This window comes from Agrobacterium deltaense RV3, from assembly GCF_900013505.1.
GTDB classification, from domain to species: domain Bacteria; phylum Pseudomonadota; class Alphaproteobacteria; order Rhizobiales; family Rhizobiaceae; genus Agrobacterium; species Agrobacterium leguminum.
Window position 1 is genome coordinate 933,092 of sequence record NZ_LT009745.1, and the last position, 12,308, is coordinate 945,399.

Below are 12,308 nucleotides of genomic sequence, written 5' to 3' on the forward strand. Positions count from 1 at the left end.
ATAAGGCTGAACTATAGCGTTAAAGAGCAGATTTATTTTTGTATTTGTTGTGTTTGCAGACGCGGAGCCCCGATGTCCCGAAAGCCGGCCCGTTCCACCCTCGAAGACGTGTCGCCGGCACAAAACGCCCGCGGCGATGCGGAGAGCTTCAACCGCCATCTCATGGACCTGATGGCGGCGTCCCAGCAGGGTTATGCCCTTTTCGACGGCGAAGATGAACTGCGTTTCGCCAACGCGGCGTTCCGCATGGCGCTCGGCATCGGGCCGGACGAATTTCCGACATGGGCCGATCTGATGCGCATCGGTTACCGCAACTCCACCGGCACGGCCGTCGAGACCGCCGATTTCGAATTATGGCTGCGCTCGGCGGGAACGAGGCGCGGTAAGCTGCCGTATCGCACCATTGAAACCAGCCTCAATGACGGGCGCTGGATGCTGACGACCGAGACGACGCTGCCGGGCGGCTGGATGCTTTGCGTCGTCACCGATATTTCCGAACTCGGTGTTGAGCTGCGCGATCTTCGCCAGGAGCGGGACAGGGCGCTGAAATTCGCCCTGAGCGACGAGTTGACCGGCCTCGGCAACCGTCGCTACGTCATGGATATTCTCAATCACAGGCTTGGCCCCAACAAGGCCGAGGCCCTTGCCGTCATCATCATGGACATAGACCACTTCAAGTCGGTGAACGACCGATTTGGCCATGCCTGCGGCGATCTGGTTCTCAAGGACTTCGCCGCCCGACTTTCTGCTGCGGTCGCCCGCGACGATCTCGTGGGGCGGATCGGCGGTGAGGAGTTCCTGCTGATGCTCGCCGGTTCGCGCGTTTTGGGCGTTGAGGCGGTCATGCAGGAAGTGCTGTCATCACTGGCGCAGGCCTCACCGCTCGCAGACATGCCCGGTTTCCGATACAGCTGCTCGGCGGGCATTGCCTTTGCAAATCCGGGCGAGAGCGCAAGCGATGTCCTGCGCCGCGCCGATACCGCCCTCTACGAGGCCAAGAATACCGGCCGGAACCGTTACGTGATCTACGGAGCGGCTTCCTGACCGGATTCGTAGCTCTGTGGCCTTAATTCGACTTCGCCGCGCCGCCATCTACCCTGAGCATCGTGCCGGTGATGTAGCTTGCCGGCACCGAGCAGAGGAAAGCGCCAGCGGCGGCAAATTCCTCCACCGTCCCGAGACGACCGGCCGGAATGCTCTTGACGGAAGCCTCGCGAATTTCCTCGACGCTTTTGCCCAGACGCTTGGCGTTGGCGCCATCGAGTTCATCGATGCGGTCGGTGTGGATACGGCCGGGCAGCAGCAGGTTGGAGGTGATGCCGAAACCGGCCACTTCGGAGGACAGCGTCTTGCTCCAGCCGACCAGTGCGCCGCGCAGCGTATTGGACAGCGCCAGATTGGCGATCGGCTCGAATACGCCGGAGGAAGCGACGGTCAGGATGCGGCCGAAACCCTGTTCCTTCATCTGCGGTAAAAGCGCATTGGTGAGCGTGATGACGCGCAGCACCATCGACTGGAAGAAGGTATCCAGCTTGTCGGACGTCATTTCCTGCGCAAGGCCCGGCGTCGGGCCGCCGGTGTTGTTGACGAGAATATCGATGCCGCCGAGCTTTTCCCTGACGGCCTGAACCATGGCCTCGACGAAATTGTCCTCGGCCAGATCGCCCCAGACCCAGTCGGCCTTGCCTTTGCCGAGCGCATTGATCGCCTTGCAATTCGCCTCCAGCTTTTCGCCGCTTCTGCCGACAAGAAGGACATGTGCGCCTTCTTTCGCCAGCGCGGTGGCAATGCCCAGCCCAAGGCCGCGAGAGGAGGCGAGAACGAGGGCGCGTTTGCCGGAAATGCCGAGATCCATGGGTTTTGTCCTGTCTTGTGAGTGCTCAATGTGCTGTTTATAGAGTATTTCCAGGAAAAGTGGACCCCGGTTTTCCGCCCGGAAATGCTACAAAACAAAGAGTTAGAGGGTTTTCTCGATTCAAGGAAAAGGGAAAACGCTTCGAGCAAGGTAGCGTCCGGTTTGAAGGTAAAGACACGTCATGACAGAACAATCCCTGCTCAAATTCTCCATTGCCGTCACGGTTCTCCTGGCGCTCTTCGGCATCGGCGCAGGCCTGTTCTCCGGCTCCTTCGCCGTGGTTTTCGATGGTGTCTATGCGCTGACGGATGCTTTCATGACGGTGCTGGCGCTGCTTGTCGCGCGGCTGATCGCCGCTTCCGCCGCGCCCAAACCCGGCGGTCGGCTGGTGGAGCGTTTCACCATGGGCTTCTGGCATCTGGAGCCGATGGTGCTCGGGCTTAACGGCACCCTCCTGATGGGGGCGGCGATCTACGCCCTCATCAATGTCGTCGACAGCCTGATGGATGGCGGCAGATCGATCGAGTTCGATTACGCCATTGTCGTCACCTTCGTCAGCTTCGCCGTCTCGCTCGCCATGGCATGGTTCGTCAAACGGCAGAACCGCCGGCTGAAATCCGCCTTCGTGGCGCTGGACGCCAAAAGCTGGCTGATGAGCGCGCTTCTGAGCATGGCGCTCTTCGTCGCCTTCGCCGTGGGTTACGGGCTCACGGGAACGGCGCAGGCATGGCTCGCACCCTACATCGACCCGGCCGTGCTGGCGCTGGTCTGCCTCGTCATCATCCCCATGCCGCTCGGCAATGTGAAACAGGCGCTGGCGGATATTCTTTTGGTCACCCCGCTGGAATTCAAGCAGCATGTGGACCGGGTGGCGGCCGAGACGGTGGAGAAATTCGGTTTCTCCTCGCACTATTCCTATGTCGCCCGCGTCGGCCGCGGCCGTCAGATCGAACTCTTTTTCATCGTCCCGAAAAACTGGCCGCCCCGGCATCTGGAAGAATGGGACGCGATCCGCGACGAGATCGGCGATGCGCTGGGCGGCGAGGGGAGCGACCGCTGGCTGACGATCGTGTTCACGACGGATGAGGAATGGGCGGTTTGAGTGGGGAGGTCTGAGGGGCAGGGTTGCAGCCCCTTTGCGTCAACCGGGTATGAACTGCTACTGATCCATAGCGCAAAGCCCGTCGCAATTCTGGTTCATGAAGAGCGATTTCAGCGCCTGCGCCTTGTCGTGTTCAAGCCCGGACAGTTCCGGCAAAATCGTGTCGATCTGGGTGGCCATGGCGGTTCGGTCGGCAAGGGAGGTCGCGGCGACCACGGGAATGGCGCTGGCATTGAGGGCGTTCAGCAAAATGAGCCGGTTCTCGGATCGCAGATTCGGTGAGCGCAGCATAAGGGTCAATCCGGTAAACTGCTCCATGATGCCAAGGCGCATCTGGCGCAGGCCATCGCGACGCGCCTTGTTCATCTGATCGGCAGGAAGCACAGCGACAAAATCGGTAATCGCCTCCAGCTGAGCCGCGTGGACATGTAATAGATAGGCTCCGGCGCGTGCGATTTCGTCCTGGTATTTGAACGTATTTGCCGCTGTGTCCGGAAGGCTGCCGTTCTGTGGGGTAAACAGTGCATAGGTTTTAAGAACGGCGCCCGCATTCGCGCCGATGGCAATGAGCGCTGGAACATCGGCGGACCGGTATGGCTGCCTGCCAAGGGTCCCCTCCACATTCCAGAGCCGGTCCAGCACCTTCGCATGAGCGGGGTTGGACAATCGCGGTAAATCCCCCTGCGCGCGCGTTTCCCGCGCGAGCGTGTCGAGGCCCTGAAATGCTGCGGCCGATTCGTTTTGATTGGCGGAAGAGACATCGGCCTTTGCCACCAAGGGCATCGCGCCAAACCACGACAATAACAACAGCGCTGGAATCAATCGCTTCAAGGTGGCGTTCTCCTCAATTGAACTGACGTTCTTTTTCACGGTGCATGACAGGTTTTATGGCGCCCGCAACTCGAGCGCAACGTCAGGTAGCAATTCCGACGACCTGCCGAACGGCTTGCGCCCCTTGCTGCGAATCGCGCAACCCGCTAGCTTTCAACCACAGGCTAGACCCAAGCCTCCCCCCTCCTTTCGGGAAAGCATCGCACATGCAGGGTGACGCCAAATCATCGAACCATCTGTTCGAGCATCGCATGAGGAGGGGTTGCGTTTCGGCTCGCGATGGAGGTCTTTGATGAAACTTTCTGCACCGATGTTTCAGCTTAAACGCCGTGCAAAGCTGATGGCGCGAAACAATGATGTTCCGCTGAATGAAGCGCTGGATCAGATCGCGCAAGAAGAGGGCTTTGCAAGGTGGAGCATGCTGTCGTCCCGAATGTCTTCCAGGCCACTTTCCGAAACGGTGCTTTCCCGCCTCGATGCCGGCGACCTTTTACTGCTCGCTGGCCGACCCGGGCAGGGCAAGACCATGCTTGGTCTTCAGCTTCTGATCGATGCGGCCCGGGACGGCCGCGAGGCGTTTCTGTTTACCTTGGAATTGACCGAAAAACAGGCGGGAAAATATCTCCAATCGCTTGAAAAAGAGAATGAAGGCTTCGCCAACCAAGTTCAGATTGTCACTTCCGATGAAATTAGTGCGGACTACATCATCGATCGGATGTCGGGGTCGCGACCGGGAACAGTCGCGGTGATCGACTATCTCCAGGCGCTGGATCAACAGCGGAGCAAGCCCGTTCTTTCCGAGCAGCTACGAGCCCTCGGTGATTTTGCGCGACGGACAGGTTGCGTTCTGGGCTTCATTTCGCAAATCGACAGATCGTTCGATCCGGAAAGCAAGCGGCTTCCCGACATTCGCGATATTCGCCTTCCGAACTTCGTCGATCTCGGCCTTTTTAACAGGGCGTGCTTCCTCCACGACGGCGAAGCGCAGCTTCAGGACGTCACCTGATTGCCTGCCGCGACTTGACGGGTCGCGGCAGTCACTCTCCTGAAATCTGGTTTCGGCATAGCGCGGACACGTGCCTGAAACCGCGTGAGAAGACAGCGGAAAACGCCAAGCAACTGCGGAAATAGGGCCGCCACAGCCTTGCCGCCTTCTTCAGTATCCGGCTTTAACAACCCTTGACGCCCGTGCGCGTCACTCCTATTCTTTTATTTACGTGAACGTAAAAGTAATAAAGCAATCATCAGGTTGTCTGACAATTGACTGGCGTGCGACATGTTTTGCCGCTATAGAAGCTCGACAAAGGCGTCCTGCTTTGCGAAGACAGGCGCTGGTGGATGCGGTGTCGCGGATGGCTTTTTGACCGGCGCAGGCGATGCGCCGGGAATGCCGGAAAGCGGATATAACAACAGCCGGATGGGACCGGCGATGCGGAGAGGATGAGATGACGGAAGCGATGGAACTGCCCGAACGCGAAGCGATGGAATTCGACGTTGTGATCGTTGGCGCGGGTCCTGCGGGCCTTGCCGCCGCGATCCGGCTGAAGCAGGTGGAGCCGGAGCTTTCGGTCGTCGTTCTCGAAAAGGGAGCCGAAGTCGGCGCGCATATTCTCTCCGGCGCGGTGGTCGATCCGATCGGCATCGACAGGCTGCTGCCGGGCTGGCGCGAAGAGGAGGGGCATCCCTTCAAGACCGAGGTCAAGGACGACCAGTTCCTGTTTCTCGGCCCGGCCGGCTCCATCCGCCTGCCGAATTTCATGATGCCACCGCTGATGAACAATCACGGCAATTACATCGTCTCGCTCGGGCTGGTCTGTCGCTGGCTGGCGGAAAAGGCGGAAGGGCTCGGCGTCGAGATCTATCCGGGCTTTGCCGCAACCGAAGTGCTCTATAACGATGAGGGTGCGGTGATCGGTGTCGCCACCGGCGATATGGGCATCGAAAAGAACGGCGAGCCGGGCCCGAACTTCACCCGCGGCATGGAGCTGCACGGCAAATACGTGCTGATCGGCGAAGGCGTGCGCGGTTCGCTCGCCAAGCAGCTGATTTCCAAATTCGATTTGTCCCGGGATCGCGAGCCGCAGAAATTCGGCATCGGCATCAAGGAACTCTGGCAGGTGAAGCCGGAGAAGCACAAACAGGGTCTCGTGCAGCATTCCTTCGGCTGGCCGCTCGGTTTCAAGACGGGCGGCGGTTCCTTCCTCTATCATCTCGAAGATAACCTCGTCGCCGTCGGCTTCGTGGTGCACCTCAACTACAAGAACCCCTATCTTTATCCCTTCGAGGAATTCCAGCGCTTCAAGACGCATCCGGCCATCCGTGAGACCTTCGAGGGCGGCAAGCGCATTTCCTATGGCGCGCGCGCCATTACCGAAGGCGGCTACCAGTCGGTGCCGAAGCTCACCTTCCCCGGCGGCGCGCTGATCGGCTGTTCCGCCGGTTTCGTCAATGTGCCGCGCATCAAGGGCAGCCATAATGCGGTGCTGTCGGGCATGCTGGCAGCGGAAAAGATCGCCGCAGCGATTTCCGCCGGCCGCGCCCATGACGAGGTGGCGGAGATCGAGGCCGAATGGCGCGACGGCGATATCGGCAAGGATCTGAAGCGGGTCAGAAACGTCAAGCCGCTGTGGTCGAAATTCGGCACGCTCATCGGTGTTGGTCTCGGCGGTCTCGACATGTGGACCAACCAGATCTTCGGCTTCTCCGTCTTCGGCACGCTGAAGCATGGCAAGACGGATGCGGAGAGCCTTGAGCCGGCCGCAAAGCATAAGCCGATCGCCTATCCGAAACCGGATGGTGTGTTGACCTTCGACCGCCTCTCCTCGGTGTTCCTGTCCTCCACCAACCATGAGGAAGACCAGCCGGTGCATCTTCAGGTGAAGGACATGGCGCTGCAGAAATCGTCCGAGCACGACGTCTTTGCCGGCCCTTCGACGCGTTATTGTCCGGCCGGCGTTTACGAATGGGTGGAGAAGGACGGCGAAGAAGTCTACGTCATCAACGCCCAGAACTGCGTGCACTGCAAGACCTGCGACATCAAGGACCCCAACCAGAACATCAACTGGGTGCCGCCGCAGGGCGGCGAGGGGCCGGTTTACGCCAATATGTGATGGCGATTACGGCCGAAGCCTTCTCTTCCGTCATGCTCGGGCCTGTCCCGAGCATCTGCAACGGATTGATTTCACGATACGTGGATAGGTCCTCGGGACGGCCCCGAGGATGATGCCGAGCGTGGGAAGACCGCTCGCAATCACTCTCAGCCATTGTGTCATACGGCCGAGAGGGACGACATTTGTGGAACGAGCAGACCTCTGATCGAAGGGCCAATTTCCCGCGAAGCAGACGCGTCGTTAACGGTTGCCGTGTCTAGCCCGGGATGAGAGAGCGGCGTTCACAGCCCGTCTCCCCGTCAGTATTTGTGGATTGCTCTTCGATTTCCTACATATAGGATGTTGGGGTGTTGCGTGGTCGCGTGGCCCGTGGATTGTGGTTCAGCGATGCGGTAACGCCTTGAATGTGCATATGGTCCTAGGTACCGTCGCCCGACGGCAGGGAGTGAAGGAATGTCCGGCTTTCAAAGGCTGAATATCGTGCGGAAGACAGGATTCGTTGCCGGTGTGGCGGCGCTTGCGATGATTGCGGTTTCTTTCAGCGGCGGTCCGCTGGTGGCCGCAAGCTGCCGTACCGACGCCATGGCCGGCATCGACTGGCGCGAATGCAACAAGCGTCTGCTGATGCTGGGCGGCAGCAATCTCGATTCGGCAATGCTTTACGGCACGGATTTCACCTATACCGACCTGCGCGGTTCATCGCTGAAGGGCGCCAATCTCGAGAAGGCCAAGCTTATCCGCACGGCCCTTGGCGAGGCGAACCTGCAGGGTGCCAATTTGACCAAGGTGGAAGCCTATCGCAGCGATTTTTCCGCCGCCGACGCCACCAACGCCAAATTCGTCAATGCCGAAATGCAGCGGACCAAATTCGAAAACACCAAGCTGGACGGCACGGATTTCACCAAGGCCGAACTCGGCCGCGCCGATTTCGAGGGCGCGACGCTGAACGGCTCGAAATTCTCCCTGACCAATCTGTCGCGAGCCCGTTTCGGCGGCGCCAAGCTCGGCGGTCCGGTGGATTTCACCAGCGCATTCCTGCTGCTGACGAGGATCGAAGGGGTCGATCTTTCCGCTGCCACCGGCCTTGATCAGAAACAGATCGACATTGCCTGCGGCGACGCCAAGACCAAATTGCCGAACGGCCTCACCGCGCCGGCCTCCTGGCCGTGCCCGGAAGATCCGGACGACGATTGACAGGAATAGCCGGGCGTTTTTGCGCTCGGCCCAAACATCTCCATAAGCGGAAGAGAAGCGTCCGCGATGCGGACGCCTCACCTTCGATCAGAAGCCCGAAAGCACGATCTTGCCCTTGGCCCTGTTGCTCTCGATCAGCGCATGCGCCTTGATGAGATTTGCGGCATTGATGGTGCCGAAAACCTCGGTCAGCGTCGTCTTGATCTTGCCGGCATCGACCAGTTCCGCCACGTGGTTGAGCAGCCTGTGCTGTTCGATCATGTCAGGCGTCTGAAAAACCGCGCGGGCGAACATCATTTCCCAATGGATCGATACGCATTTGCGCTTGAAGGCCATGACGTCGAAACCGCCGGCCGGATCGTCGATCAGCGCGAAACGGCCCTGCGGCGCAATGGTCGCCACGCTGTCGGCGGCATGAATGTCGCTATGGGTGGTGGAGAAGACAAAGCCCGGCGCACCGAGACCGAGCGCCTCCACCTGCGGGGCGATCGGCTTGCTGTGATCGATGACGTGATGCGCGCCGAGTTCCTTCACCCACGCAATCGTCTCGGGCCGTGAAGCGGTCGCAATGACGGTGAGATCGGTCAGCGCCCGCAGAAGCTGGACGGCGATGGAGCCGACGCCGCCCGCGCCGCCGATGACCAGAATGGCGTTGGCCGCGCCCGGAACCGGCTCCTTCACCCGCAGCCGGTCGAACAGTGTCTCGTAAGCGGTGATGGCGGTGAGCGGCAGGGCGGCGGCTTCCTCGAAATTCAGGGACCTTGGCTTTGCGCCGACGATGCGTTCATCGACCAGATGGAACTCGCTGTTGGAGCCGGGGCGGTTGATGACACCGGCGTAAAACACCTCGTCGCCCGGTTTGAACAGCGAGACCTTGTCGCCGACGGCCTTTACCACGCCCGCCGCATCGAAGCCGAGCACGCGGGGTTCGCCGTTTTCCGGCGACTGATTGCGGCGCACCTTGGTATCGACGGGGTTCACCGAAACGGCCTTCACTTCCACGAGAATATCATGCCCCTTCGCTTCCGGCTGGGGCAGGTCGATATCGATGAGGGCGTCTTTCACGGTGATGGGCTGGCTGGTCCTGTAACCGATGGCGCGCATGAGCAGTCTCCTTTGCTTGTTTGCGTGCCTCTTACTTGATACATATGAACATCGATCGCAAGAATGCACATTTTGTGATGATACATACAAAAAGGATACTGTGATGTCGCGACCGCGCGCCAAGCTCACCGGCAACTTTCCCGGCTGCCCGGTGGAATCGGCCTTAAGTTTCCTCGATGGCAAATGGAAGGGCGTGATCCTGTATCACCTCATCAATGAGGGCACGCTGCGCTTCAACGAGCTGCGCCGCCATATTCCGAGTGTCACCCAGCGCATGCTGACCAAGCAGCTGCGCGAACTGGAAGAGGCCGGCCTGATTTCCCGCACCGTCTTCCCGGTGGTGCCGCCGCGCGTGGACTATGCGCTGACGCCGCTCGGCGAGACGATGATACCGGTGATTTCGGCGCTAAAAAGCTGGGGCGACGCGCATGTCGTGTGCAGGAACGGCGCGAAATATACCCGCCTTCCCGAGGCGAAGGAAAAGGCCGCCTGAAAAATCACAGGTAAAAGCGCACCCCTCCGTGCGCCTTTTTCATGGTGCGATGCAACATGTATTTGCCCCGATTGATGCATAATGCTGCGATCTCGATTCGCAGCAGGGACACCAGGACACATGAGCATCGGTTGGTTGGAGGCCGCATTTCTCGGCTTTTTGCAAGGGCTTACGGAATTTCTTCCGATTTCTTCAAGCGCGCATCTGAGGATCGCCGGGGAGTTCCTGCCCTCCGGCGCGGATCCGGGAGCCGCCTTCACCGCGATTACGCAGATCGGCACCGAAGCGGCCGTGCTGGTTTATTTCTGGTCGGATATCATGCGCATTGCCATCGCCTGGCTCCGGCAGAACTTTCGCCTCGGCGAGTATAACAAGGCCGATGCCCGGCTCGGCTGGCTCATCATCATTGGTTCCGTGCCGATCGTCTTTCTTGGCCTGTTCTTCAAGGATGCCATCGAGCACTCGCTGCGCAACCTTTACATCACCGCCGTGATGCTGATCGTCTTCGGCATCGTTCTCGGCGTTGCCGATAAAATCGGTGAGAAGCGTTACAAGCTGAACCAGCTTATCTGGCGAGACGGTATCCTGTTCGGTTTCGCGCAGGCCATGGCGCTCATCCCCGGCGTTTCGCGCTCGGGCGGCACCATCAGCGCCGGCCTGCTTTTAGGCTATACCCGCGAGGCGGCCGCACGTTATTCCTTCCTGCTCGCCGTTCCCGCCGTCTTCGGTTCCGGCTTTTACCAGCTCTTCAAAAGCATCGGCGAAGACAATCCAGTCGGTTGGGGCCCGACGGGGCTCGCGACCCTGATCGCCTTCGTTGTCGGTTATGCCGTGATCGTCGTCTTTCTCAAGGTCGTCTCCACCAAGAGCTACATGCCCTTCGTCTGGTACCGCGTGGTCATTGGCGTTATTTTGCTTGGACTGCTGGGAACGGGCGTCATCAATGCCGGTGGCTGAGGGTAGGGCTGTTCGCTTTTCCCCACCGCAAATGAAAAGGCCCGCTCTTCCGAGCGGGCCTTTCGTCTTTAGAGCAACGTACCGCTGAGGATCACCAGCGCCACCGAGAAGTAGATGATGAGCCCGCTGACATCCACCAGCGTCGCGACGAAGGGGGCCGAGGCGCTGGCGGGATCGAGCCGCAGGCGCTGCAGCACGAAGGGCAGCATGGAGCCGGCGAGCGAACCGAAGGTGACGATGCCGACGAGGGCTGCGAAAACGGTGGCGCCGACCAGCAGCCAGTGTTCGCCATAGTCGTAAAAACCGGCCTGCTGCCAGAGGCTCAGGCGCAGGAAGCCGATGGCGCCCAGAATGCAGCCGAGCGTCAGGCCCGTCGGGATTTCCCGCAGCAGCACCCGCCACCAGTCGGAAAGCTTGAGTTCGCCAAGCGCCAGCGCCCGGATGATGAGCGAGGTGGCCTGCGAACCGGAGTTGCCGCCCGACGACATGATGAGCGGAATGAACAGCGTCAGCACCACGGCCTTTTCCAGCTCGCCCTCGAAATGCTGCATGGCGCTGGCCGTCAGCATTTCACCGAGGAAGAGCGCTGCGAGCCAACCGGCGCGCTTGCGGATCATGTCCGGAAAGCCGATCGTCATATAGGGCTTGCCGAGCGCCTCCATACCACCGAACTTGTGGGCGTCTTCCGTCGTGTCGGCGATCATGGTGTCGATCACGTCATCGACGGTGACGATGCCGAGGATATGCGAACGGTCATCGACGACGGGAAGCGCCAGAAGGTCGTGCTTGCGGATCAACCGGGCGACATCCTCCTGCGACATCAAGGGGCTGGCGCAGACGATGCCTTCCTTCGATGCGACGGAGAGGATGGAGGCGCCAGCTTCGCCGGTCAGCAGGCGACGTAGCGTCACGACGGTGGAAAGCGTTCCGTCCTCAGCCAGCACATAGATGGCATAGACCGTTTCACGCGACCGCTCGACGACGCGGATGTGCGAAAGGGTCTGTTCCACCGTCCAATTGTCCGGCACGCTGACGAATTCCGTGGTCATGATCGAGCCGGCGGTACGCGGCGGATAACCCATCAGGTGCTGGATGGAGAGCGCCGTCGTGCGGTCCAGCCGGGAAAACAGCTTTGCGCGCGGCTCTTCGGCCATTTCCGCCATGACGTCGGCAACGCGGTCGTCAGACATCAGATTGACGAGGCGGGCGGCCTGTTCGACAGGAATATGGGCGATTATGGCGGCGGCGCCATGCAGTTCTGGCCGGTCGAGAATGGCGACGGCCTTTGCCTGCGGCATGGCGAGGAGGGCGGTTACGGCCTCGGCGACATCCAGCGTGTTGAGGTGCTCGACGCGTTCGGCAATGGTGGTGGAGGAACCGGCGTTTCCGCTACGAAGAAGACGTGCGGCCTTGCTGGCCCTCTGGGAGAGGTTGTGGAAGTTCATGATTGCTCACCTTTCCGTCGATTCGCCGATCACGGCGAACGCGGTGGTGAGCCGACAGAGGTCGGATCAGTTCACGTTCGCCGGTCTCGGCAAAGGCAATCGACTGCTACTGTCGCTAGACATCCAATGATGCTCCGTTGAAATCCGCGCCGTGCTGATTGGCCTGCGCGTAAGGCCGTGTTGCGCCTGAAACCGAAAAGAGTCAAGCACCCGATTG

General features: G+C 60.2%; 11 protein-coding genes. 7 read left to right on the top strand and 4 right to left on the bottom strand.

The features are described 5' to 3' along the window. Nucleotides 1-72: 72 nt before the first annotated feature. Complete coding sequence (locus AGR7B_RS04745; RefSeq protein ID WP_162934052.1) at nt 73-1,044, top strand: sensor domain-containing diguanylate cyclase; 972 nt, start codon at nt 73-75, stop codon at nt 1,042-1,044. A gap of 22 nt (nt 1,045-1,066) precedes the next feature. Here AGR7B_RS04745 and AGR7B_RS04750 read toward each other — a convergent pair whose 3' ends face one another. Next, nucleotides 1,067-1,855, bottom strand: a complete 789-nt coding sequence (locus AGR7B_RS04750; protein WP_080856149.1) for an SDR family oxidoreductase — start codon at nt 1,853-1,855, stop codon at nt 1,067-1,069. 181 nt (nt 1,856-2,036) lie between these two features. Here AGR7B_RS04750 and AGR7B_RS04755 point away from each other — a divergent pair, with 181 nt between their 5' ends. Beyond that, nucleotides 2,037-2,957, top strand: coding sequence for a cation diffusion facilitator family transporter (locus tag AGR7B_RS04755; RefSeq protein ID WP_080856153.1), 921 nt, complete (start codon nt 2,037-2,039; stop codon nt 2,955-2,957). Between the two features lie 57 nt (nt 2,958-3,014). Here the strand turns inward: AGR7B_RS04755 and AGR7B_RS04760 are convergent, their stop codons facing one another. Next, a complete protein-coding gene (locus AGR7B_RS04760; protein WP_233282658.1) occupies nt 3,015-3,827 on the bottom strand; it encodes a hypothetical protein in 813 nt (270 codons plus the stop codon). 253 nt (nt 3,828-4,080) lie between these two features. Between AGR7B_RS04760 and AGR7B_RS04765 the strand changes: the two genes are divergently transcribed. The 3 genes from AGR7B_RS04765 to AGR7B_RS04775 all read left to right on the top strand — a co-directional run bounded on the left by AGR7B_RS04765 (nt 4,081) and on the right by AGR7B_RS04775 (nt 8,092). Beyond that, nucleotides 4,081-4,794, top strand: coding sequence for a DNA helicase (locus AGR7B_RS04765; protein ID WP_065654157.1), 714 nt, complete (start codon nt 4,081-4,083; stop codon nt 4,792-4,794). A 439-nt stretch (nt 4,795-5,233) separates the two neighbouring features. Then, nucleotides 5,234-6,898, top strand: a complete 1,665-nt coding sequence (locus AGR7B_RS04770) for an electron transfer flavoprotein-ubiquinone oxidoreductase (protein ID WP_080856155.1) — start codon at nt 5,234-5,236, stop codon at nt 6,896-6,898. Nucleotides 6,899-7,351: 453 nt separating this feature from the next. After that, the gene (locus tag AGR7B_RS04775; protein ID WP_078054240.1) at nt 7,352-8,092 is read left to right on the top strand and encodes a pentapeptide repeat-containing protein; all 741 of its coding nucleotides are present in this window, start codon (nt 7,352-7,354) and stop codon (nt 8,090-8,092) included. 87 nt (nt 8,093-8,179) lie between these two features. On the opposite strand, the gene AGR7B_RS04780 is transcribed toward AGR7B_RS04775, so the two are convergent. Continuing rightward, complete coding sequence (locus AGR7B_RS04780) at nt 8,180-9,196, bottom strand: zinc-binding alcohol dehydrogenase family protein (RefSeq protein WP_080856158.1); 1,017 nt, start codon at nt 9,194-9,196, stop codon at nt 8,180-8,182. A 103-nt stretch (nt 9,197-9,299) separates the two neighbouring features. Here AGR7B_RS04780 and AGR7B_RS04785 point away from each other — a divergent pair, with 103 nt between their 5' ends. Both AGR7B_RS04785 and AGR7B_RS04790 read left to right on the top strand, forming a co-directional pair. After that, nucleotides 9,300-9,689, top strand: a complete 390-nt coding sequence (locus tag AGR7B_RS04785) for a winged helix-turn-helix transcriptional regulator (protein WP_078054238.1) — start codon at nt 9,300-9,302, stop codon at nt 9,687-9,689. A 120-nt stretch (nt 9,690-9,809) separates the two neighbouring features. After that, a complete protein-coding gene (locus tag AGR7B_RS04790) occupies nt 9,810-10,646 on the top strand; it encodes an undecaprenyl-diphosphate phosphatase (protein ID WP_078054237.1) in 837 nt (278 codons plus the stop codon). A 68-nt stretch (nt 10,647-10,714) separates the two neighbouring features. Here AGR7B_RS04790 and mgtE read toward each other — a convergent pair whose 3' ends face one another. Continuing rightward, nucleotides 10,715-12,091, bottom strand: a complete 1,377-nt coding sequence (gene mgtE, locus AGR7B_RS04795; protein ID WP_078054236.1) for a magnesium transporter — start codon at nt 12,089-12,091, stop codon at nt 10,715-10,717. Nucleotides 12,092-12,308: the final 217 nt, after the last annotated feature.

What these genes read in the sequence shown, in the direction of transcription:
- AGR7B_RS04745 (WP_162934052.1), top strand. Translation starts at nt 73, where the DNA reads ATGTCCCGAAAGCCGGCCCGTTCCACCCTCGAAGACGTGTCGCCGGCA.
- AGR7B_RS04750 (WP_080856149.1), bottom strand. Translation starts at nt 1,855, where the DNA reads ATGGATCTCGGCATTTCCGGCAAACGCGCCCTCGTTCTCGCCTCCTCT.
- AGR7B_RS04755 (WP_080856153.1), top strand. Translation starts at nt 2,037, where the DNA reads ATGACAGAACAATCCCTGCTCAAATTCTCCATTGCCGTCACGGTTCTC.
- AGR7B_RS04765 (WP_065654157.1), top strand. Translation starts at nt 4,081, where the DNA reads ATGAAACTTTCTGCACCGATGTTTCAGCTTAAACGCCGTGCAAAGCTG.
- AGR7B_RS04770 (WP_080856155.1), top strand. Translation starts at nt 5,234, where the DNA reads ATGACGGAAGCGATGGAACTGCCCGAACGCGAAGCGATGGAATTCGAC.
- AGR7B_RS04775 (WP_078054240.1), top strand. Translation starts at nt 7,352, where the DNA reads ATGTCCGGCTTTCAAAGGCTGAATATCGTGCGGAAGACAGGATTCGTT.
- AGR7B_RS04780 (WP_080856158.1), bottom strand. Translation starts at nt 9,196, where the DNA reads ATGCGCGCCATCGGTTACAGGACCAGCCAGCCCATCACCGTGAAAGAC.
- AGR7B_RS04785 (WP_078054238.1), top strand. Translation starts at nt 9,300, where the DNA reads ATGTCGCGACCGCGCGCCAAGCTCACCGGCAACTTTCCCGGCTGCCCG.
- AGR7B_RS04790 (WP_078054237.1), top strand. Translation starts at nt 9,810, where the DNA reads ATGAGCATCGGTTGGTTGGAGGCCGCATTTCTCGGCTTTTTGCAAGGG.
- mgtE (WP_078054236.1), bottom strand. Translation starts at nt 12,091, where the DNA reads ATGAACTTCCACAACCTCTCCCAGAGGGCCAGCAAGGCCGCACGTCTT.